Genomic DNA, 22,813 nt, shown 5'->3' with positions numbered 1-22,813 from the left:
GGAGATGGGCGCAGCTTTCGATCTCGATGCAGTGGGCAATGCCATGGCCGAAGCGGCGGCCGACCCGGCGCGCTGGGATGCTGCGATGGACGTGGCTGCGGACGCTACCGGAAGCTTTGGCGCAATGCTGTTCGACGCGAAAGGGCATCTGCCCGGCATACCGAAAAGTCGCCGAATGGGTCCGTCGCTCGAGGCATACGTTAAGGATGGCTGGATCGACCGGGACGACCGATACAACCTGTTGCCTCTGATGGTCCGGAGAGGCGCCGTCAGCGAGCTTGACGTCCTGACGCCCGAGGAAATCGCCAGGCATCCCTACTATCAGGAATTTCTCGCGCCATTCGGCCTGCGGTGGTTTGCGGGTGTCAAGGTTTCGGCAGGCGATGACCTCTGGTGCCTGTCGATCCAGAGGTCGATCCAACAAGGCCCTTTTTCGCCATCCGAGATGCAGAGCCTTGCCGACTTTTCAAAACAGTTGGGTTCCGCAGTCGCGCTCGCGAGGATGCTGAGCTTCGCGCGTGCCGAAGGCGCGATGGGTGCATTCAGCGCAAGCGGCACGCCTGCAGTGATGCTTGACCGGAACGCCGCCGTGATCCTGGTGAACGAACCTGCGGAGAGACTGTTCGGTCGAGACCTATGGGTGACTGACCGCCATTTGGTTTGTGCCGACAGGAACGCCACTGATGCCCTTAGGCGCGCATTTCACGTGCTGCTGCGAAATCCGACCCCGCCAGCAACGGTGAACCCCGTTATGCTGCCCCGCCTCGAGGGCAGGCACCTGTTAGCTTATCCAACGCGCCTGCCGAGAATTGCCACGAACGTCTTTGCATCCTGTCAGATCGTAGTCTGCTTTATCGATCCGGACATTCACCCTCACCCGCCTGAGGTTGCCTTGCGGACCTGCTTCGGGCTGACCCCTGCCGAGGCGAGACTGGCTTGCCGGGTTTCATCGGGCGCAGAGTTGAAAGCCGTCGCGGATGACTTGGGAGTCACTTACGAAACCGCCAGGAATCAACTGAAGGCCACCTTCGCCAAAACCGACACCCATCGCCAGCCGGAACTGGTCGCGTTGCTCGCGAGAATGGCCAGCACCGCCCTACGCTGACAGCGAAAAACAACTTTGGCTAAACGCGAGGTGTCTGCATTTGCCGATGTGTAACCCAAGTGGGTCATGCCGACGCCGGAAGTCCCCATGTATTGTCCACGTCTTCGAAAGAGTCGGCTGGGCCTTATCGGGAAGCGGTAGAATGATGGGACACAATGAGAATGTCATTTGTCTTTGCGGTGGGTGTCGGCAACGCCATGTTTTCCTCACAGGTGATTGGTGCATCGGAGGGCGGGGAGCCGGCACCCAGCCACGGTACTACGAAGGCAGCAATGTTGCCATCGCGATAAGTCCGCCAAACCCCATAGGCAACGTCAGAAACCTGTCGCCGGTCATCGGTGTGGGAGCCTGCGAGTCGTATTGCGAGATCACCTACAAGCACTGCGAAGATGTCAACGCTCCCAATTGCGTCAACAAGTACAACTCCTGCATAAACAGTTGCATGATCTGTATAGATCATAATTGCCGTCCCGAATATAGGCAAAGGGGTGATTGGTTACGCCCCGGTCGATGACAAGGATAGTTTAGTTGTAGGCATTGGAGGAAATAACATGCGAAACCTCTTGTTCGGCCAGCTGGGTAGTTGTCACGTTTGTATTCGGAAAGCCTTTCTCAGTGCGGCGATAGCTTGGATCGTTGTCCTATTTGCCGCCGTATTTGATCTGGATAGAACCGCATCTCTCTTGGCCGTTCTAGCCTTGGCGCTAACCTCCCTTTGGGGCGGACACATGATCGCTTTCCTCTTGCGCGTCCGACTTCCGCGCAATGAACATCTCGACGCTGGGCGGCGCTCAAGCTTTGTGCTGACGGGCCGAGGATTGGCGGCCGTGGCACTCATCTCGATTATGCCCGTCAAGGCGCACGCTCAATACGGAGGATGCGGCGCCGATGACTGCGACCCATGTTACCGTCCATTTTGGGGAGGAGACGGTGGCGGTCGAGTTTGCTGGCGTTGTCATAGCTGTGGCAACGACTGCGGCGGGCAGACCTGCTAGCGGATGGCAGCTTCTGATCGGTTCTGGCGTGGCACGCCAGCTGTGGCCTTTGGGCTGCCCAGTCTCCTTTTTGCTTGAGAACGACGACGGGGGACAGCTCCCATCAAGCCCGTTTCCAGCCGTTGAATGGCGGCCACTCGATCGACGGCTCACAAATTCGAACCGTTACAGAGCTAAGCTCAGCATCGACGTCAGAGGCCATCTGTCGGTTACTTGGATTACAGGTTCCCGGACAATGGCATTGCCCTTCCCAAGAAACAAGTTCTCTAAAGCATGGCCCAAATGGGTCATGCTTCTTTTGCCCGAGGCGGGTAGATTGGGACTGGTCGCTATCTTCTGAGATGCGCCTGAGCGAAAATAGTGGAGTCCGTCCATGGACCGTGCTGCTGTATCCGCCATAACCCTGGCGATTGCGCTAGTTTCATTGCCGCAGGCGCTATTCGGGGAGAATTCGGTCTTTGCTCAACCGGCAGCCAATGCGACCGCCGTCAAGACCGTGAGCGTATCGATAGATAGTAGCCCACCGGCCCCACTGCCGATGACCAGACGAGGCGAAGGCACAGAAGTCGCGGACTATTTGTGCGGCAGCTGGACTAACGGAACCTATTGCTCTGATAGCGGAGTCTGCTGCGCCAACTACAAATACAACCCGGCGAGACCGTACTGTTGTTCGTCGGGAACTAGCTGCGATAGCTACGGCGGATGTAACTAAACCGCTATATTCAGGGTTCCCGCGCCACATTGTAGTCAAAATTTATGGAGCGAGACCGCAATCCTGTGCGCCAGCGGCAATGAACCTTTATCCTAATTGGGAAAAAACTTGGAGACGACTTGTGCTCAGTAAAATCGGGCACGAGTGGACCAGCATACCGCGCATTGAACGAGGCCTTCTACGGCGCTTCCGATCCAAACATGAGTCCGAATAAGCAGATCAAAGCCAGAGTAGAGGGCGGTAACAAACTGAAGGGCTGTAAAATGAGAGCGCTCGCGATAGCTGCCAGCTTTTTCTTCGCGCTAACTACATTTGGGTATACGCAATCCCTTCAAATCTTGTGGGTAGACCCTGTAGCAGGTCCAATCTGCGCGGGACCGATGGGGCCGGGCCCATGCGGTCAGCTCCAGCAGTTTCTCCAACGGCAAGGTCGAACCCCACCCCCGCCAGCTCTTCCTCCGCTTCAACAAATTGGGTTTGATCCTGCCGCCGGTCCAATCTGTGCGGGCCCGTTAGGTCCAGGTCCCTGCGAAGCTGTGGCGCGCTACATCCAGGAACAGTTCGGCCAGGCACCGGCAATAGTCAACGTGAATGTTCCCGACCCGCCAAGGATCCGCGATGACCCCGTCGCCGGTCCAATCTGTGTCGGCCCTCTAGGGCCTGGGCCCTGCGCCGCAGTGAAGGCATATCTGGCTCGGTTAAAGGGAGGGTTTCAAGCGACGCTGCCTGACATAACGTCGGTCCAGGTGGAGCGCAGTGACATACCCGGCGTAGAGACCATGTGCGAGGGCGTGGCCGGTAAGCAACCGTGTTCAATCCTTCAACAGGAGATCGTCGATTCTGGTCGAGGCCCTACAATCGGTCCGCTCCCGAATCTCGATGCTCTTACCGATATAGAGAAAGCTCAGCAATGCGCGAGACAGGTGGGCCTAGATGTGGTCAATTTCGCCGCGTGCACGGGGGGGAATACCGTTCTCCAACCAAATCAACAAGACATGGTCGATTGCGCGGTAAATTCCGCGAATACCGAGGAGTTTGCAAAATGCGCTGCGCCGCTCCTTGGCCTCAAGGTTACCAACCGACAAAAGAAACTAGCGGAGTGTGCGCCAGAGAGCGACGGCGATTTAGGCAAACTTGCGGAATGTGCCGGCGGCGCAACGCTTGGCCGAAACGCCGCCACTACCCTGAAGTGCTATCGAGAAGCTAGCGGCGATGCGGAATCATTTGCGCAGTGCTCCGCAAGAAACATTCTAGGTGAAAACGTCACCGAGGAGCAGAAGAGAGCAATTGAGTGCTTGTCCGAAGCTCAAGACCAGAACGATGTGTTGATGTGCTCGACGAACTTCGTCGATCTATCAGACGATCAAAAAGCGCTAATCGAATGCACCGTCAGTTCTGATGGAAACTCATCGGACTTCATTGCCTGTGCGGGCTCTGCGGCCCTGGATAAGTATCTTGGGCGCGACGCGAAGACTGCAGTGCGTTGTGCGACGGATTCCGGCGATGATGCCGAGAAGTTCGCACTATGCGCGGCCACCGGAATCCTAGGCGAGAACGCATCCAAAGAACAACAGATCGCGCTCACATGTGCGGCGCAGTCCGGCGGTGATATCGAGGGCATGGCTACCTGCACCGGCGCCAACCTCTTGAACATGGAACTTGGCCTTAACCCGGAGCAGCAAATCGCGGTTCAATGCCTGGTGTCCACTGGGGGACAACCGTATGCCGCCGCCGGCTGCATGGCGACCAGACTAACAGCGCGCGAGCTCACAAAATGCTTCACGGATGGTATCGGCGGCGATGGCTGTTTTGGCGACAACAATGACTTAACCGGAAGAAGCGGCTGGACAGCGCGAACGCTAGGACAGATCGCTGGCGGGCCGAATTCAGTGATTAATAACCCTGACCAAATCTGGGGCGGCAATAACTCGTTCGTTCGAAATCCGAGTCAAATTTTGGGTGGAGATAACTCGTTCGTCCGAAATCCCAGTCAGATATGGGGAGGGGATAATTCGGTCTTTAATAATCCCAGTCAGTTGGCCCCTGCACCGGTGCAAGTTGGGAAGATTGGCAACACACGGATTTGTCTTCCGTGGTGTTGAGCGAGTGCAGCGCGTGAAACGTTGACCCGGACCTGACGCGGCCCGGCTCGCGCCAGGAGCACGCGATTTGCCATGGCACCTGGGGATAATCTCCATTCCAAACACGCACGACTAAATCGTTCGTATACTGCCTGACGCCGGCGCGCCGGAGTTCTGCTCGCCGGGGAACTCGGCACCGGCGACGGCCGCTGGCCGTACCGCGTCACGACCAGGCGAACCCTGGGCGTTAAATGCCAAGATGGACGATCTGCTTTCAACGTCGTCGCTGTTCGGTCCTGCGCGGGGGAGGACGGGTGGACAACTTCTTCTTCCGTGGCGATGAGGTCGCGGGCGACGTATAGAAAACTACCGATGCCTTCCAGCGCTGGAGACGACAGTCAAATGTGTCGCCGAACCACCTGCGGCGTCGAAGTCTCAGCTCCGGCGACCTGCCCCTCTCGGCAGGCATGAGTTGTAAGATCGCGCCCCAGCGTATCAGATTTTCGTTCTTGGCGGCGCTCAGCAAGGACGAGATTCAGAGGCTTAGAGCCATCCTTCATGTCAATCGAAACGAGCAGGCAGATCTGGAGACCTTCGCCGACGGAAGGGTTTCAGGTCGTTCGCTGGTAACGGCCGCGCGCAGAAGATTCGGACCGCGAAATCCCATGGCCAAAGAAAACGAGGTAAGTTGTCAGAAGCCGAGAGCGTATCCAACGCTACCCGTCGCGAGTCTGCTGAACGACGGCCTTTGTCGTTTGTTGCTCCGATCTTTTGCGGACCCGGATTTCGATCCGCCTCCTGGCCTTCACGTCTCCTGACTGCGCACCGTCCGTAAGCTGGTCTCCGGGCAGGATCAGCTGGCCGCCCGACATTGGCAGGATGGTCAGGCCCTTGAGTTCGGGCATGCCTCCGAGCAGTTCGGCGACCGAAATGGCGCGTGCGAGGCCGAGACCGGCGTTGTCGGCGGGATGCAGGGAGCCGATGGGCTTCTGGCCGTCCAGAACGGGTTTTAATCCCCTGTCCAAGTTCGACGCGTATCCCGACATGGCCTGCTCGTCGGTATGTCCGATCACCTCGATGATGTCGACGCCGTATTCCTTCGCCCTCCCTGCGATCTCCGAGGCCTTTTGGCGTAGCTTGATCTTGAACGTGTCCGACAACTCCGCGCTGCCGACCTTGAAGTTGTAGCCCTCCAGCTCACTCATGCTGATGATGGGCGGCCATTTGTGCGGCCTTGAATTCCCTTCTTCGGCGGCCTTGTCCAAGGCAGCAGCGAGATCGGCCGCGGGATCGGCCTTCTCAGTGAAGCCCCTGTCGCGCAGCACCGCCATGGAAGACGCCAATTTCTCAGTCTGTTCGGCCGTTATCCCCTGCTCGGCCAGCGTTTTGACTGCGGGGACAAGCTCCTTTGCGATTTTCTCGTCCACCGTGTGTTCCTTGATGACCTTGGTCACGGGGGCGTGCTTGATGGCTTCTTCGACTGTCAGGCCCGTTTCCTCGATCCTTTCGACATCCTGTTTCGCCTTGACCAGTTCGCGCCATTCCTCATCCGGTATCCTACCGCCAGTCGCCGATTCCATCATCTTGGCTACCCGTGAGAGAAGTGCTTCATTTTCCTTCTTGGCCTTGGCGGCCTGGGCTTCGGCAATCCGGGCTTTCTTCGTCGCCTCAATGGCCCAGCTCTCCGCCGCCGCGGCCTCCTTTTCCTTTTTTGCGATGATCGCCCCTGCCGCAAGCAGGAGGCAGAAGACCAGCAGCAGCATCGTCTCGGCCATGGTGAGGCCAAGGATCAGGCCGCGGCCGTAACCTTTGCGTTCGTAATTGACGGACGTGTCGCCCGGCGTGCTCATCGGCTAAACCACCCTTTGATCCGCGAGGCCTCTACGGGAGCGGACGGCAACACGTCATTCAGCGGCAACACGCCATCCAGCGGTTGGAAAACCGCCACCGGTTCGGGAGCGGGCCTGGGCAAGGCGACACCAGGCACGATACTTGGACCGGCTGTGGTTGGGGCAAATGCTGCTGCGGGCTGGGTAGTGGGCCGTGTTTCGTAAGCGTTGGGCTGCCTGCCCGCCAGAAGTTTGGCGACCAGGTCGTTCGTGTCCTGGCTTTGTTTCTGAACCACCCTTGCGAGCACTTCAATCAGCTGCTGCTGGCTGTTGACCGCTTCGGCAGTTTTTTCCGCTGCAGCTGCCGCCCTTTCCGAATGCTCTCCCACTACATGGAGTGCCTTTGCCGTGGTGTTTGCCACCCCCTGCAAAACGTTGCCGATCTCCGCCATCCGCGACTGTTGCTCGACGGAGGCAGTCTCGGTCTTGACGGCGTACTGGGCGACGGCATTCCCCAACGCCTTCACCATGGGAGCGAGGTCGTTTTTCAGGACCTCTTCGGGCACGACAACGCGTTCGAGCTTGGCCGCTACGACATCCGCTTGCGTCCCCAGCCTGTCAACCGAGGTAGACATCGAGGAATTCGCCTTCTCAAGCAGGTCTCCCGCGGTTTCCACCCTCTTGGCGACGGCGGTGAACTGGCCCTCGATCTGGTCGAAATTGCTCTGCATTGCGCCGCCCAGCTTTCCTGCGGCTTCCTGAATCGGCTTGATGGCTTCCATGGCGAGCTTGTCGAGGATCGTCCTGATATGCTCTCCGTTGCGCTCGGCCTGCTTTGCGATCTCGTCGAAGCCTTCCTCCAGCATCTGGTTGCTCACCCGACGGAAGTCGGAGAACTCCCTGGTGACGTTTTCCATCTCCGCCCGGACCCGCCTTGTCATATTCGCCAGTTCGTGGCGTGCGGACCGTTCGATGTCGGCGGGGTCGCGTCTCATCTGATTGTAGAGAATGCGAAGTGCGATGCCCGTAATAGTTGAAGTGATGGCGATGCCGAAATTCTTGACGACCGCGTCGGTGGAGGCGTCGGAGCTGAACTGGTAGAGCGCCATGCCAAGGCTCGAGAGGGTGTAAAGAAACCCCATGTAATAAAGGTTGTCGCCCGTCTGCTCGTCATGCAGCCGCAGCTTCCCTGTAATCGTTGACAGTGCCAGGTAGGTCAGCATCAGGAGGATCGGGACGGACATGGACAGGAAGGGGTCGACCCGGAACCATTTCGAGACCGCGATGAAGAAGCATCCGCCGATCGTGAAGGCGGCAAAAACCCCCATCGGAAAGTAGGGATGGGACAAGAGACCTTGATGTTTCTTCGTCCTCATTGTTCGGCCCCCGCCATGTTGAGGCCCGCCAGCCTGATCACGTTTACGAAATTCCCGTCCTGCCGTTCGACCCACTGCTTCCAGAATTCGACATGGGCAAGGGACTCGAATTTCCGGTTGGGGCGCTCGACATAGAGGAGCGAGACATCCACCCCGCCGAGAGGCGTCCGGTACTCTTTCGCGGCAACGCTCCCGGCGTATTTTTCGTAGTCGGGACCTGTCTTGTATTGCGAATAGAGTTCCGTGTGCTCGATCATGTCGGAGGCAACGATCAGCCTGCTCGGCCGCCCTGCCCCGATCTCGCCGTCAAAGACTGTCAGCTTCACCTTCTGGATCGCCGCCATGATCGGCGACTGAATGGCCCCGGTTCCGTTCGCGATGACATCGGGCAGTTTGTCGAGCGGTTCGTCAAACGCCTTTTTCCATTTCTTGCGTGCCATTTCGGGGTTGCCTGTCCAATTGTCGATATCGGAACCGTCGCCGGGATTGCAGGCTTCGAACATGAGCGGGATGTCGCCGGGTTTACCTGACAGGCTGACCACCCTCAGGTAGCCGCCTTTCTCGACGCTGCCGACGATGTCCCTGAACTGGTTCTTCAGGTCGCTCAAGGTCGTTGGCGAGAGCTGGTCGGTCGCGTCGAAGATCACGACCGTTGCGCTGGTTGCGCCTGCCGCGGGGCAGTTGGTGCCCTCCACGGTCACGGTGTGATCCGTCCGCAACCACATCCACACGAAGCCGATGCCCATGGCAAGGGACAGCAGGCCAAGGGCACCCGCCCCCAGAACCGTGCCGATGCTGGTTTTCTTCTTTTTCCTGCTGTAACGCCTAGCCATCGATCTTGTCCGGGTGAAGCCTGTCGAGTTCCTGATATGCCGCGATGCCGTTTTGGCACTCTTGCCCGATCAGGCGGACCTCCTCGTTGAGTTTCGCCTGCGCATCCCTGATCGAAGCGGACAATTCCTTGTCGCCCCATTCGCCGTCGGCCGTGACCTTCGGCTTCACTTTTTCGAGGTGGTACGGGTTCGAGAAGTATTTGGGAGGCGGTGTTCCCCTCGCCTGGACGTTTGCTTCGCGGTACTTGGAAAGAAGCTGGTTACACGCGCGTTCGAGATGGTTCTGGTGCTCTGCGAAAAGGGAGAGGAGCTTACCCCTGTGTTCGACGATTGCGCGGTGTTCCCGCTGCAGCAGTCCGAGGCCTTTGATGATTTCCTTGACCTTGTCATTGTGCTCGTCGCGGACGTCCTGAAGCCGCTCGATGAGTTCGCCCTTCCCGTCCTTGTAGTTTTCCCTCGCCGAGTTGCGCCTCTTTTCGACGCCCGCGTACCCGACATACGGGTCGAGCACGAACCACCCGTCGATGAACGCGATGATCGAGAAAAGCATGCCGATCATGAAGAGCAGCCATGATTTGATGTCGGTTAGCCCGGCCGGGTTGGCCCACATGTTGCTGACCACGAGGTTTCCCGCCCCGTCCGCGAGCGATCCTGTGACTTCCCTGTAGTGCGCCAATGCCAGGTTGATGGCGAGCGCAAGGACCACGTAGCCGGCAATTGCCGCGGCTCCGATGGCTTTGACGGGAAAGGATTTGTGGGTGACGAGCCGGGCGCAATAGATCGATGCCAGCAGGGCAATGCCGATGTTTACGAAGGAGAATGCCGCCGCCTCGATGATGCCGCCGAAAAAGCCCTGCTCGTTTCCCTTGGCCAGAAAGCTGCCGTTCATCCCGGTTTCGACAAGGAACAGGAACACCAGCAACGACACCCTGAGCAGGTGTGCGCCCCCTTCGGGAATGCGTGCGGCGCGGATTAGTTTATGCTTGTCCTTGAACCAGGTATGCTCCCGTTCCGCGTCGTTGAGCGCCTTTCTCAGGCCGTGGAGCTCGTCGACGCCAACGGCCACTTCGGCTTTGAAGTCGGAGACGCTGGACGAATTCGCCAGGCTGATCAGGCTGAACTGGTCCTCGAAGTCGAGGCTGGCAAGCCGGCCCGCAAACAGTTGGAGGTCGGATTCGACGGCCTGCTGGGAGGTTTTCTTTTCCTCCTCCACCCTCTCGATGACGGTGTACTCGATGTCGTCGTGAGGTTTTGCTGTTTTCGGAGGCTGGTTCAGCGCGCCGCGTCTTTTGCCTTCATTTACAAGCTCGAGGTCCTTTGCCATCTTGTCGACATTGAGGCTGGGGAATACTTGCGTCCCTGATCTGAAATCATGGTTTGCCTCAAGGACTTTGTCCCTGAGCTTGTTCAGGCTCTCAAATCGTATTGCCAAACGCTCACCCCCGCGAGACTATGTTTTGGGTTTTCTAATTGTCGCCGCGTCAACGGCGATGCTGCTATCGGGCGGCTGGACGCCAGCCTGCATCGACGGCTTCGTCTACTGTGCAGAACCACCGTTCGCCCTGGTTTTCCGAAATCCTGGTCCGCTCATAATGCGCTTGCCCGGGAACATGGAAGATGTGTTCTCCCTTGGCACTGACGTTTCCCTTGATCTTGCAGCCTCCGCCGCCTTGGGTGGCTAACCCCGCGAGGGGTGCGGAAACCGCCGGGGCGCGCTTGTTGGCACGCCAGTCCCAAGGGTTCTCGAACGTGCCGGACCACAAGCCGAAATTCTGTTCGCGGGCATTTAGCTGCAGCTGGGCATAGGCTCCGCCGCTGTAGCGTATCCAGTCCAGAGCAAGGCCGTTTGCCACAAGCCATTCCTGAACGCTGGACCCGTCCGCGCGGTAGCAGTTGCCCACGAAGCGGCCGTAACGGTCACGCTCGACGAACTCGCATGTCGTAGGTGAGGATTTGCTGAGGAAGACATCGAGCGCCTTCGCCGAGATGGATCCGCAGCGGTATTTCTGACCTTTTGCGTTCAGGCACAGCTGTGAAGATTCCGGAGCGTCGACTCCGTTGAAGCGGATGCGTTCCCCGTGGATCTCGATTGTGTCTCCGTCGACGACGGATGCGCGGCCGGCAATCATTGCACCGTTTTGCGCCAAGGCGTCAGCAAATGCGTCGAGAGCGCACGCTGCTGCCGCCAACAGCACAGCCAGAAAACAACATGCAATTCGATAGCGAGCCGAAATTGATTCGGCGAATTCCATTAAAGCCCCCCGCAGGACTTGACCACCGTTCCTCTTAGACGAGCATCGATGGTCCTACAATGCAATTACGCCGTTGGACTTCACTAGTACAGTACTGAAGTCACCGTGAGAGCATTGAGTTTCAAAAAAACATCAGAGCAGCCTGCCATTTGGTTTGCGCAGGTTTACGGTAGGCCGCGCCGATGGGGTTCAACCATTCCGAGCCGCCGCCAACTGGTTGGACTGGGGCAATGGACGTTTTGAGTGAGGGTCCGAGAACCCACTTCGACTAGAACGTAGCTCCTTGGGCTGACGTCCGCAGATGCCCGCCCAGATGCCGCCGCGACTTTGGCCTTCTGCAAACGAACAGCGTTGCCGCAGAATGCCGCGCAAAACTTTGATGATCCCGTAACAAAAGTATGCCAACGTGCGGCCAGGGGGAGCGATGAGCGGCACGTCCAATTTCATTTTTCTCGCAGTTCACGACGCCAAGCTGGTGACGCTCGGCGGCAGGCCGAACACTATTTCCGCGACGATCCTTCCACTGCCATTATCAAGCTGCGCCAGTTCGCCGAACTGATGGCCAAGCTGATCGCCGCTCGGCATGCTGCCTGACCCCCGCGCAATGCAGAGCAGGTCGAGCACTTATCGGCCTTTCACAGGAAGGATTGGCGAAAGCGGCGAAAGTTGGATTGTCGACCGTGCGGATTTTGGAGCGAGTCGCTCTGTCCCTGTTCAAAGTAATCTATCAGCCATCAAAGGATCTCTAGAGGCGGCTGGCGTCGAGTTCATCCCTGAGAACGGCGGTGGCGCCGGCGTCAGGCTCAAGGGAGGCGGCGGCATAGACAGCGGAGCTAACGGCGGCAGGCCCTTGCGGAAGCGACCCTTTTAGCGTTCAGTGCCGGCGGGGGGAGAAACATGCATAAACGCTATGTTTTCGTGGCACTGGCTGTTGCTGGATGTCAGTCCACACCGGCTTATGTGGTCTTCAAGCCTGGTGTTGATCTCAACTCAACCCAGACTGCGACCGATCAATGCAAAATCAACTCGTTCAGAGAGATTCCGCAGTCGCTGGCGACCGACGTTAACCCCGGCTACAACAATCCCGGCACGATCCAATGCAACACGTATGGCACTATGACGACCTGCAACCGAGTCGGAGCAATAAACATCCCCGCTTCGAGCACGACATATGACGTGAATGCCGATTTGCGAGACCGCTACATTGTTCGCTGCCTGGAGGGCCAAGGATTCGGCGTCAAGCTTGCGAGGGCGTGCGCCACCAAATCCGAGGTAACGAAAGCTCTTGCGGATCGGGCGGCAGGTCAGTTCCCAACGTGCGCTGTCAGATAGGACCCTGGCGCACGTTCAATCGTCAAACACGCCCTTTCGGGGCGAAGCTTGCGCGCGCATCATACGCCGACTCGGAGGATGGAATGCTGATATGAACCTGAATAAGGCTGTGAGGTTGCCGGTCGTGGTTGCGGCGATCTGCCTGTTGTTGGCTGGGTGCTTCGACCTGAAGCAAGATATCGATATCGGCAGCGACGGAACTGCAACCGCGAAAATTCGCATCGCGGTCGACGCAGCTTTGCTTGCGCTCGCTCCTAACGGAGAAGGCGACAAATGGTGCGACGAAAACGCATTTCGAAACAAAGGCGTGCAAGGAACGGCGGTAAAGTCGACGGGCGGGCGTGATGCCGTTTGCACTTTGACGGTTATCGGCAAGTTAGACGACGTGATTGCAGCACTCTCGAAAGCGAAGCTGAATGGAGACAAGGGCCAAGGCGTTGAGTTCAAGCGTTTGGGGGACAACTACGAATTCGTCGTAAGCCTTCCCGCCCTTAAGCACGACGACAAAGCAGCGGACAACCCAATGGCGAAAAGTATGGAAGCGCTCTTCTTGGCAAAGATGTCGGGACGGACAATTGCTTGGAGTCTTACAGCGCCCCGGATCGTTGAAACTAGCGGCACTGTCTCCGACGACGGAAGAACCGCTAGCTACTCACTGCCCCTCGCAGAAGCATTTTCGAGCGACCAACCCACTAGCTTCCGGGCAGTGTTTTCGACGCAGGCTCCAGGTTTCGTTGAACGTGTAATGGACTGGTTTCGTTGAAAATACGCGGTGCCGCTGGGGTCGATGTGGCCCGCCTGGTCAGGGCCACTCGCTGCGCTTCATCATATCGGCCGCCGACAACCGGGCCTTGATCCGCCGCATCATGGAAGTGAGCCGCCACCGGGATCCTCGATCTGTGGAGACCTACGTTCGTCGCGCCGACCGGTACTCATGCGGGAGACGGTTTTCTATGAAGCCTAAAGTCGAGCTGTCTATACCTACGGTCCAGCAAGTTGCTCGGATGGCTCCCGAGTTGAACAGCTGGACGTCGATGGCCGGTCGGGCATACGGCATGTATTCTGGCATCAATGAAGCGATCAAAAAGACACGTGGCAAGAGCGCCTTGGCGAAGGAACGCGCGAGCGAAGTTCGCCAAGAAATGATTATGATGACGCTGATCAGATTGTTCGCGGTCATGGACCGCCAATCCGAAGTCTCACTGCAGTCAGCTTATCGGTTTCTCAACCAGCCAACAGCATTGGCGGATGTGGTTCAATGGTACTCCGGCGGCCAGGAGCCAACGGGAGACGCGTTTACGACCTGCTCGGAAGCGCTGGAGAAGTTTCTCTCCGTTTACCGTCAGGTCGATTTCAAAGGTTTCGGGAGGATCCAGTCCTTCAGGAACCACCAGATCGCACACATCAAGTGGCCTGAGGTTATAAAAAGGCTAAAGTCACGTATTCCGAAGTGGAAGCCGTGGTTCGCGCGTGCTGTGAGATGGCGGGCCAACTGACTTTGATGACGTCCGGCCTCAACGATTGGCCAGAAGAACACTTAATTGAAGCGCACCATGACGCGTACGAGTTCTGGGTCGCAGCAATTTCGACCGATGCAGAAGGAAACCTAGAAGGCCCAAGCAGCGCCACCACCGCTGCTGATCATTCGTAGTGCTGACTTCGCCATTCAGCTTCCTGCTCGGCGCGCCATTCTGCAGCCTGCTCGGCGCGCCACTCGGCAGCTTGCTCTGCCTCGTACTCCCGCATGAAACTTTCTCTGTCCCACATGTAGGAATATGCGCCTCCGAAATAGTTGGTAACTCCGCGCATCACATCCCCAAGCCGGGCAAGGTCTATCGCTTCGTGTTTGAGATCGACCGAACCGCCCTGCTTGTCGAGATGATATCTGAAACTGAAGGAGCCCGGATCGACGCCGTCGAATTCAGCAATAATCGCGGACATATGCGGGTAGGCTTCGTCGTCATCGGCGACGTTGAGCGCGACACAGACCTTGCGATACTTCTCCCAAAGAATGCAGAGCCGATGGTTTTTCCGATCAGCTTCAACTCCTGCCCGAGGTCCGAAAGTCTCGATCATTTCCTTCAGAGAGAGTTCGATCAGATGGCGGTACATGAACACGATTGGATAGATGAGGGCTTCGTCCGCGTGCGAATCGCGCAGCGCCTTGGCGACTAAATGCGACGCCGCGTCTTCATATCCATCAATCATGTAGCGAAGGCGATCAGCAGGATTTTGTTGGATCGGAGTGTGTCGACCAGACGGCGATTGAGCAAAGAGAACATCGCCGGCGCTCGGCCACCGTGTAGGTTGAGAGAGGATTTTGGTGAAGTCGATCATTGGCGCGCCTGAAGATTGTAGGGCGCTTGACCTTAGCGGGACTGCTTGTCGAGCGCCAGCCATCCGCCGTTCTCGTAGGGTCTCCTCTGTTCTCAGAGACTAATAGTGCCAGCGATAATCGTGTTTGTCGCTACTGCCGGCAGTCTGAACTGCTACTGCGAACGCTCGACCGCAAATGTCGGCGCGTCGTCTCCCTCGCCGGCCTATTCAAAAACGGCGAAGTGAAGTCGCTCGGCCATCCGTTCGAGCTGCTATGCAATTCTCTCGAGCGCAGCAACTGAGCCTCGTTGAACGCGGACTAGCTTCATTATGAAGTGTGCATAAAAAGCCAAGATTACCACCATAGGTATCCACGCTATGAAATGGCCAAGAAGAGATTCGCTCACATGTGACCTTTTCGAGGTTGTGGTCGGCACCGAAGCCGCCAGCGGAAAGGGCAGAGGCGAACCGGCTTAGTTACCACCAGCCAAAGGTGACGCCGAACGGATGGACACCGGCAAGAAGGGCCCCCGCAGCCGCAGCAGTCGCGAGCAGGGTCTGGTACCAGTCGAGCGTCAGCTTGCGTTCCATTACGACAGCAGTGCCCTTCCAATAGAGCCGGTCACCATCGACCTCGAAGTTATCCAGTTCTTCTATACCGATTGTCTTGCGCATCCTGCCTCCCTCAACACGCTATCCACCAGACCACTGAAAGCCATCATGGGCAAGCTGAGCTAAAGGCTGGAACGGGCATCTGGACGCGATCTGCCGGCATCTCGCATCGGGAGGTATAGATCAGCCCGATTTTCTTCCCACTAAACCTCAGCTTTGGGCAGCCGCATCGCCTTCAGCGCCATATCGTGAGTGACAGGCTCGTCGCGCAGCCACGGGCCGAACTCGCCATGCGGCAACGAGCCCTTGGCGGCCAGCAGGCATTCCCTGTCTCGACAAGCTCCGCGGTGCGGCGTTGCCGCTTTGTGGGCTGCCACGGCCCTTCTCGGCCTCGCTGGTGCGTGCGGTCGCCTCACGAAGCTCGATCCGGTTGTTGCAGCCTCGGAGCGAAGGAGACGCTTGACCACCAAAACACCGCGGCCTGCCATCAGCAATGGAGCGTTAAGCCAGCCCTCCCGAACCCGTGAGGCAGCAGCGGGGGCATTCGTCGTCTGTGCCGGCGGTTAGGAATTCTTATCGCCGTTTGGATTTGGCGTCGGTGCCGCGGTGGCGGATCGACATGTTCAAGCTCTGACGGTACTTTCTTGTCGATACGGCGGACAGGTGTCTTCTTCGGGTCGGGCCTGGATGATGGATCTTTAATTTTGTTTAGCATATCCAGTTCTTCCTTCCCCCCGGCCGTAGGGCGCGGCCTGGAGCTGCGACAGAAAACCGGGATCGCCGGTCTCTTGTTCCCCCGGGCCGTTTAAAGGCCCGCCACCGTGGGGCGGCGGACTATTTTCGAGCGCGGGCTCCGAGATCATCGTCTGCGGCGCCGGCGGAGGCATCAGCGACGCGGTGGGCCTCTGGCGGGCGCGCCTAGCGCGAATGACGTCAAGCAAGGCGCTGGCGCGGTCCTTGTGCTGCGCGAGTGGTTTGTGACGAAATCCTATCTGGTCGGCCACGTAATCATAGCTTTACCGCCCTCATCCTTTTTCCGGGTTCAACCCGAGGAGCTGATTGAGCCAAAGCGGAAGGCTGTACATGATACCATCGACGCGACCACAATCCGACATCACACTGACACGGAAGAGATTGCCGGCGCCTCCCGCCGGTCGCGATTGAACTTAAGGTTGCTATCACCAAATCTGCAACGAGGATTCGACAGTCTCGTCCGCTGGCGCTAGGCTGCCTTTTGGGGGTGTTCTTGGGCCATGTCTCGCAGCTTTTCCGTTCGCGTCCTGTTGTGTCTTGCATCGGTGCTGCTGGGAGCCGCGGCGGCCCATGCAGGATTGCAGTTCCAGGCTGGGCAGACTGATGCCGGGCTCCGCTACATTTTCGTGTCGGGTGATTTCGCCTATCAGGACGACCTGTCAGGCTTCGAGGCGCTGGCACGGTCCAATGCCTCAGTAGCGGTCACATTCCAGTCACCTGGTGGCAACATCCAGAAGGCAATGGAGCTTGGTCGCCTTATTCGCAGGCTTGGCCTTAATACCGTTCAGTTCAGAGCTGTCGAGTGTGCTTCGGCCTGTTCTCTGGCGTTCCTTGGCGGCGTCTTACGCTACGCCGAACCCGGTGCCATTGGCGTTCACAAGTCGTCGTTCAGTGGCGATATCTCGATGAGCACCGAGGATGCCGTTTCCGGTGTTCAGCAAATGACCGCCGAGATCATCACCTATATGGTCGAGATGGGTGTGGACCCCGCTCTGCTTCAGCTTTCGCTGCAATATGACAGTGACGACATCCGTTACCTTTCCAAGAGCGAGATGGCGAAATACAAGGTCGTTACGTTGGACTTTGAGGCAAGCCAACCGCCGGTTGCGAGCCAGTTACCATCGCCCCAGCCAGCACCGTCGCAGCCGACCGTTGCCTCTTTGCCGCCGGCTTCTGAAAATTCATCACTTGCCGTTCCCGGGGCACACTCCGGCCGCATTCGGCATCCCAAAGGCGCGGCCCCGCTGAAGACTCTTGCGAACGGAAAGTCGGCTACACTCGTAAATCTCCCCAACGGGAGCCCGGTTGCCATCCTTGATAATGCGGCACGCTGGTATCGGGTGCAGTTCAACGGGCTGATTGGCTATATGCATGACACCTGGGTATATGTGGACCAGTATGAAAGCGGGCCATTCGGGCAGCGTCACATACAGGTCAAAAGCTTCGACAACCTCGCTGATGCGTCGGCCTATGTTCGCTCCTCCTCGATCCCCCTAACGGCCTATCTTGCGACCAACGGATGGTTCGCAATCACCCTTAAAGACACCTTCGATCAGGTGATGGCTAAGAACCTCGCGGCGGAACTGAAAGCACGGGGTGCTATTCCTGACGACGCACACATGACTTTTGGCAACACCTATGTCCGCAAAGTCTGCTGCCGTTGAGGGGCCGCTGGCGCGATATTCGAAGGGAATGGGTAGGGCGAATCCATTGTGGGAGAGGCTAAGGACCGGCCTGGAGACCTGTGTTGCGACGGTCGGGCTAATGCTGATGCTGCTGGCCACGGCTTCGGGGTCGGCCGTGGCTGCAGAAACGGTGGACGTGAAGTATCGCGGCCCGGTGGACCTTGCCAAGTTCGAATGCACCGAGGAGCTAGATGGCAGTGTCGTCAAGCGGGTCTGCTACAACGCTGAGCACTCTTATATGCTCATTCGGCTCAAGCAGGTTTGGTATCACTACTGCGAGATTGACCAAGGCACCGTGTCCGCCCTTTTGGCGGCAAGGTCCAAGGGGACTTTCTACAGCGGGAGCATCAAGGATTCAGGGACGGGCGGCAAGTTCGGTTGCAGAGACAAAACGGTGCCGGAGTTTTGACAATGTCCATGTTCAGCAAGGCCGCCTTTCGATCCTGGCCCTTGGAGATAAAGCTCACAATAAGCATTTGGGTTGGGTGCTTGATCTATTCAATCGCGTTGGGGGTCTGGGCGGCGAGCATGGGCGTTGCTGGCCTATCCGACGTAATGCTCATTCCGTTTGGCATCTGGTGGGTCTTCAACATGTTCGTCCTGCTACAGTTCTGGTGCTACCGAGCCTTGGGAATCGGTTTTTTGGAGACGTGGGCGCGAATGGTCGTCGAGCCAGACTTTCGGGCTACCGCCAGAAACCGACTATCGGAAGCACTGGCGGGCAAGCGTCGGCGTCGTTAACCGGCATCAGGTGAGCCATATGCGACCCCTACAACCTCACCACGTCGCAAAGAGCCGATCCGGCAGTGGACCCGCGCCCTGCGGGACATCTTGGGCAACCTTGAAGCGTCCATTGACATCTATCCCAACCAATTCGGCCCCGTGGTCCGCAATGCACCGGACGGTGAACGTGAGCTTGCCAATCTGCGGTGGGGCCGGCACCACCAACATACGCAATCCGCAGTATGGCCACTGGCGCAGTATGTCGGCGTCGAGCATCGATGCGTGGTGCCGGTGACGAGCTTCGCGGAGCCTAGCCCACACCGAACGACAAGGACCCCGAGACAGGCGGTATTCAGCGGAATTTCTGGTTTGCCCGGAACGAGGACCGCCCGCTGTTCTTTTGATGAGTTATCTTCAAGACGTCAGCGCCTCATGCTCTAACGATGTCCTTCATCATCACGTTTGCAGTGATAATGTGCGTCTCAAGAAGCGGTCGCGTACCTGACACGCGCGGCGAAACCAAGAGGTTGCCGCAGGTGACACCCGGAACTCTGGCGCCGTAGTATCGCCGGATGAGCTTCACGAAGTTCGCTCGCGAGTTGTCATTTCGATGCGAGATGTGGTTTCTGATCCATCGTATCTCCGTCAGGAAGCCAGCGTAGTTTTTGAGCTCCTGGTGGCACTGGTCGGTTGGGTCGATAAGAAACTGGATGTTGTCGCGGATCTCCGGCCCATCGTTCCATGGCAAGCTGTATCGAAATTTGGAGCGCCCGTGGTTCTGCATCGCGTTGATGGCAGAGGGGATGTTACGCTGCTGCGTGAGCACCATCGGCCCGGCTCCGTTGATGTACGCCGCTCCACAGCTGAGCTTGCAGAATATCGACTTCATCGAGTTCTCTATGAGGATCGCCAGCCGCAGCAGCGCAATCTCCGCTACGAATTTCCGATGTGCAGGCGCAAGATTCGTCGTCGAAGCCAGGATACCTGTCAACCGTGCCGTCTCAGCCCTAAACGCGGTGTAGTCGTCAGCGAGCGATGGCATTTAGAACGCCGCTGCAAGAGCCTCATCGCGGATCGTTCGGGTCCTAATTCGGTGCAGATTGCCACCCGTGAACCCTTCAAGGAACGTGGTCTGTTCGTCAGTTTTAACGTCGAGTTCCTGAAAGGCGGCGACTTGCTCGTCGATGTCTCTCATCACCTGCTCGATCTTCGCCGGTGTCGGGTTCTGTGCTCGGAGCCGGTCGACGACGACCATTAAGCTGAACGCGAGTTGGTATTGCTTGAAGACAGTGTCCTTGAAGGCTCCGGCCGGAACGACAGCAAGCTTTGCAAAAAGCCCATCAATGCGCATTGTTATGTCGTCGACCTGCGTAAAATCCTCGTCATTGGCCTTGTAGAACCTGTCAATAGCGGTTGCGCTGAAGTCACTGAGACCATTGATCATATTGATGACTAGGTCGGAGATGAACTGCACCTCTTGCATGCGCGAGATATCAGAGGCTGAGAAAACATCTGTGGCACGCCAGAACGGCAGCCGCTCGGCCGCCTGGCTTAGCGAGAATTGCTTGAAATCTCCGCTGTACTGGGCGTTACGCTTTTCTTGTGGGTTCAACGTCTTAGAGATCGAATTGATACGACCAAAAATCTCGATGACGTCCTGATCTTGGGCGCCGATCAAATAGCCAACCGAGAGCGCAGTAGCTAAGAACGCACCCTTTTGTGTCTTCGTCAGCTCAGAGTATTTGACTTTCCTATTGTGCTCCGGATGCCGTGCGGCAAAATCATCGGCACGGTAAGAGATAATCGACCGAATGCGCTGCTGCCCATCGACAACTTCCTTGATGCTCTTTTCGAGATCCACATCGATCTGGTGACGAATATAGAGGCTCGGTACTGGCTTCTTTTCAAAGATGGTGTTGACCAAGTAGGCTTTTTGCGGGTTCGACCATACCGAGCGCCGCTGGTACCACGGGCTGATATTTAGGCTCTCATTGCTGTGGAAGTTTAGCAGGTCTTGGATGATAAGAGATTCGTAGTCGACGCGGTCCATATATGCCCCCGAGATTCTTTACGATCATTGTGGCACATCGCTCCTTTCATTGGCTATGGTTGTGCCGGGGATGCGTATGAAAAGCTCACCACGCATTAGCGGATCAGATGGGACGTACCACGGTTCGAAGCCGAAGCTAGGCGGTTGTAAGCGGTAGGCTCGAAAGTCCGCGGGACTGTCAGGAATTCTGTGCGCGAGGCCATGATGATGGAAAGGAGAGAATCATCACATGGCCATCGAGAAGGAACTTCTGGACCAACTGCTTGCCGGCCGCGATGCGAATGAGGTGTTTGCCAAGGACGGATTGCTCGACGACCTGAAGAAGGCGCTTTCAGAGCGGATTCTGAACGCTGAACTCGACGAGCATCTCGAGGACGACCGCACTGACGGCAGCGCCAATCGCCGCAACGGCCATTCGAGGAAGTCGGTTCTGACGGGCACGTCGAAGATGACGCTGTCGATCCCGCGCGACCGGGCCGGGACCTTCGATCCGAAGCTGATCGCCAAATACCAGCGCCGCTTTCCCGACTTCGACGACAAGATCATTTCCATGTACGCGCGCGGCATGACGGTGCGCGAGATCCGCGGCCATCTGGAGGAGCTCTACCGCATCGACGTGTCGCCGGACCTGATTTCGGCCGTCACCGACGCCGTCCTGGAGGAAGTGGCCGAGTGGCAGAACCGCCCGCTGGATGCGGTCTATCCGCTCGTCTTCTCCGATGCGATCCGCGTGAAGATCAGGGACGAGGGCTTCGTGCGCAACAAGGCCGTCTACATCGCGCTCGGCATCCTGCCGGACGGCACGAAGGAGATCCTCGGCATTTGGATCGAGCAGACCGAGGGCGCCAAGTTCTGGCTGCGCGTCATGAACGAACTGAAGAGCCGTGGCGTCGCCGACGTCCTGATCGCCGTCGTCGACGGCCTGAAGGGCTTCCCCGAGGCGATCAACGCCGTCTTCCCCCAGACCGTGGTCCAAACCTGCATCGTGCATCTGATCCGTCATTCGCTGGAGTTCGTGTCGTGGAAGGATCGTAAGCTGGTCTTGCCGGCGCTGCGCGCGATCTACCGGGCAAAGGATGCCGAAGCCGGCATGAAGGCCCTGGAGGAATTCGAGGCCGGCTACTGGGGCCAGCGGTATCCGGCGATCACCCAGAGCTGGCGGCGCAACTGGCAACACGTGGTACCGTTCTTCGCCTTCCCCGAAAGCGTGCGCCGGATCATCTACACCACGAACGCGATCGAGGCGCTGAACTCGAAACTGCGCCGCGCCGTCCGCACCCGAGGCCATTTCCCCAATGACGACGCGGCAATGAAACTGTTATACCTGGTCCTGAACCACGCCGCCGAGGAATGGAAACGACCGCCGCGCGAGTGGTTCGAGGCCAAGACCCAGTTCGCCGTCGTCTTCGGCGAGAGGTTCGTCAGCCAATGACGAAATCGGCCTCGCGCACAGAATTCCTGACAGTCCCAAAGTCCGCTGTCGGCGGAGCGAGCGGCCGTCCACCATGTGTTGTCCGAAGTCCGCTATCGGTCCGAAGTCAGCCTTCCTCAGTCCTCATCGCGCCAGACCACTCGGCGCACCACTCTTATGTGAGCAAGCCGCCTAACCCGGATGCCCTGGCGTTCTCGCGCCGTTGGGTTTTGCGTCTCGACATGCATGAAATCGTGCTTTCCGCAGCGTTCGCAGCTCATCTTGCTCCCCACCAGCTCAGCCTCAATGTCCCCGAAGATTTCCTTCAGGTCTCCCGGTTGATACCAGCGCTTGACACTGCAGAGCCCGCACTGGACGCGCACAAGCTGCCCGACCTCATGGGCATTGCTGAGCTTCCATTCGCTGCCACGCTTACGTCTTCCACCAGTGTCAGGCATGACCCAAAAATAGGAACCCATTCCTCTTCTGGTCAATCCACTCTTGACAGATTTGTTCCTATTTTGTTCACTGCGTCCATGGAATGTTTGGAGGCACTGCCATGGACCGCATTGTGACGCTCGACAGCCGCCAAGAGGCTACCCTACAGGCCACCGCCAACAGGTCCGTTGCCGTCCACGACGGGGATGTGCTGAAGGCGCTCAGGAAATGACCGTCCTCAACGGTCATCTTCAAGAGCGCCTGGACGCCTTGTCGGCACCGCGCCGGGCCACGCGGTAGGAGGCACCAA

General features: G+C 58.0%; 20 protein-coding genes. 9 read left to right on the top strand and 11 right to left on the bottom strand.

Going from position 1 to position 22,813, the window contains the following annotated elements; translation table 11 throughout:
* The first annotated feature begins 4 nt into the window (after positions 1–4).
* Positions 5–1,105, top strand: a complete 1,101-nt coding sequence (locus tag AC0L3N_RS23590; RefSeq protein ID WP_473549741.1) for a helix-turn-helix transcriptional regulator — start codon at positions 5–7, stop codon at positions 1,103–1,105.
* A 2,642-nt stretch (positions 1,106–3,747) separates the two neighbouring features.
* On the top strand, positions 3,748–4,914 hold the full coding sequence (locus AC0L3N_RS23585; RefSeq protein ID WP_473549740.1) for a hypothetical protein: 1,167 nt from the start codon (positions 3,748–3,750) through the stop codon (positions 4,912–4,914).
* 695 nt (positions 4,915–5,609) lie between these two features.
* Here the strand turns inward: AC0L3N_RS23585 and AC0L3N_RS23580 are convergent.
* The 5 genes from AC0L3N_RS23580 to AC0L3N_RS23560 form a co-directional block, all read right to left on the bottom strand.
* On the bottom strand, positions 5,610–6,668 hold the full coding sequence (locus AC0L3N_RS23580) for an OmpA family protein (RefSeq protein ID WP_473549739.1): 1,059 nt from the start codon (positions 6,666–6,668) through the stop codon (positions 5,610–5,612).
* A 71-nt stretch (positions 6,669–6,739) separates the two neighbouring features.
* Positions 6,740–8,098, bottom strand: coding sequence for a hypothetical protein (locus AC0L3N_RS23575; RefSeq protein ID WP_473549737.1), 1,359 nt, complete (start codon positions 8,096–8,098; stop codon positions 6,740–6,742).
* Complete coding sequence (locus AC0L3N_RS23570) at positions 8,095–8,931, bottom strand: hypothetical protein (RefSeq protein WP_473549736.1); 837 nt, start codon at positions 8,929–8,931, stop codon at positions 8,095–8,097. The genes AC0L3N_RS23575 and AC0L3N_RS23570 overlap by 4 nt, the downstream gene beginning before the upstream one ends.
* On the bottom strand, positions 8,924–10,363 hold the full coding sequence (locus AC0L3N_RS23565) for a hypothetical protein (protein ID WP_473549734.1): 1,440 nt from the start codon (positions 10,361–10,363) through the stop codon (positions 8,924–8,926). The genes AC0L3N_RS23570 and AC0L3N_RS23565 overlap by 8 nt, the downstream gene beginning before the upstream one ends.
* Positions 10,364–10,427: 64 nt before the next feature.
* Entirely contained in the window at positions 10,428–11,183 is a 756-nt protein-coding gene (locus AC0L3N_RS23560) for a thermonuclease family protein (protein WP_473549733.1), read from the bottom strand.
* 351 nt (positions 11,184–11,534) lie between these two features.
* Here AC0L3N_RS23560 and AC0L3N_RS23555 point away from each other — a divergent pair, with 351 nt between their 5' ends.
* The 4 genes from AC0L3N_RS23555 to AC0L3N_RS23540 all read left to right on the top strand — a co-directional run bounded on the left by AC0L3N_RS23555 (position 11,535) and on the right by AC0L3N_RS23540 (position 14,011).
* A complete protein-coding gene (locus AC0L3N_RS23555) occupies positions 11,535–11,777 on the top strand; it encodes a hypothetical protein (RefSeq protein WP_473549732.1) in 243 nt (80 codons plus the stop codon).
* Between the two features lie 303 nt (positions 11,778–12,080).
* Positions 12,081–12,515 (top strand): hypothetical protein, encoded by a 435-nt coding sequence (locus AC0L3N_RS23550; protein WP_473549730.1) that lies wholly within the window; start codon positions 12,081–12,083, stop codon positions 12,513–12,515.
* A 91-nt stretch (positions 12,516–12,606) separates the two neighbouring features.
* Positions 12,607–13,278, top strand: coding sequence for a hypothetical protein (locus AC0L3N_RS23545; protein ID WP_473549729.1), 672 nt, complete (start codon positions 12,607–12,609; stop codon positions 13,276–13,278).
* Between the two features lie 190 nt (positions 13,279–13,468).
* Entirely contained in the window at positions 13,469–14,011 is a 543-nt protein-coding gene (locus tag AC0L3N_RS23540) for a hypothetical protein (RefSeq protein ID WP_473549728.1), read from the top strand.
* A 145-nt stretch (positions 14,012–14,156) separates the two neighbouring features.
* On the opposite strand, the gene AC0L3N_RS23535 is transcribed toward AC0L3N_RS23540, so the two are convergent.
* The 3 genes from AC0L3N_RS23535 to AC0L3N_RS23525 form a co-directional block, all read right to left on the bottom strand.
* The gene (locus AC0L3N_RS23535; RefSeq protein ID WP_473549726.1) at positions 14,157–14,852 is read right to left on the bottom strand and encodes a hypothetical protein; all 696 of its coding nucleotides are present in this window, start codon (positions 14,850–14,852) and stop codon (positions 14,157–14,159) included.
* Between the two features lie 456 nt (positions 14,853–15,308).
* Positions 15,309–15,506: a hypothetical protein gene (locus AC0L3N_RS23530; RefSeq protein WP_473549725.1), complete on the bottom strand. Its 198-nt coding sequence runs from the start codon at positions 15,504–15,506 to the stop codon at positions 15,309–15,311.
* 140 nt (positions 15,507–15,646) lie between these two features.
* Positions 15,647–15,820, bottom strand: a complete 174-nt coding sequence (locus AC0L3N_RS23525) for a hypothetical protein (RefSeq protein ID WP_473549724.1) — start codon at positions 15,818–15,820, stop codon at positions 15,647–15,649.
* A gap of 876 nt (positions 15,821–16,696) precedes the next feature.
* On the opposite strand from AC0L3N_RS23525, the gene AC0L3N_RS23520 reads away from it, so the two are divergent.
* Positions 16,697–17,860 (top strand): SH3 domain-containing protein, encoded by a 1,164-nt coding sequence (locus tag AC0L3N_RS23520; RefSeq protein ID WP_473549722.1) that lies wholly within the window; start codon positions 16,697–16,699, stop codon positions 17,858–17,860.
* A gap of 100 nt (positions 17,861–17,960) precedes the next feature.
* Entirely contained in the window at positions 17,961–18,290 is a 330-nt protein-coding gene (locus AC0L3N_RS23515) for a KTSC domain-containing protein (RefSeq protein WP_473549721.1), read from the top strand.
* Between the two features lie 744 nt (positions 18,291–19,034).
* On the opposite strand, the gene AC0L3N_RS23510 is transcribed toward AC0L3N_RS23515, so the two are convergent.
* A complete protein-coding gene (locus AC0L3N_RS23510; protein ID WP_473549720.1) occupies positions 19,035–19,646 on the bottom strand; it encodes a hypothetical protein in 612 nt (203 codons plus the stop codon).
* Positions 19,647–20,654, bottom strand: a complete 1,008-nt coding sequence (locus tag AC0L3N_RS23505; RefSeq protein ID WP_473549718.1) for a DUF262 domain-containing protein — start codon at positions 20,652–20,654, stop codon at positions 19,647–19,649.
* A gap of 229 nt (positions 20,655–20,883) precedes the next feature.
* On the opposite strand from AC0L3N_RS23505, the gene AC0L3N_RS23500 reads away from it, so the two are divergent.
* Positions 20,884–22,086 carry an IS256 family transposase gene (locus tag AC0L3N_RS23500; protein WP_473549717.1) on the top strand — a complete coding sequence of 401 codons (1,203 nt, stop codon included), beginning with the start codon at positions 20,884–20,886 and terminating at the stop codon, positions 22,084–22,086.
* A gap of 116 nt (positions 22,087–22,202) precedes the next feature.
* On the opposite strand, the gene AC0L3N_RS23495 is transcribed toward AC0L3N_RS23500, so the two are convergent.
* Positions 22,203–22,544, bottom strand: coding sequence for a hypothetical protein (locus tag AC0L3N_RS23495; RefSeq protein ID WP_473549715.1), 342 nt, complete (start codon positions 22,542–22,544; stop codon positions 22,203–22,205).
* Between the last annotated feature and the right edge of the window lie 269 nt (positions 22,545–22,813).

The sequence above is a fragment of the Mesorhizobium sp. WSM4807 genome, assembly GCF_055811615.1.
Note: the sequence above shows the minus strand (reverse complement) of the source record. Positions and strands in the feature narration are given on the sequence as shown.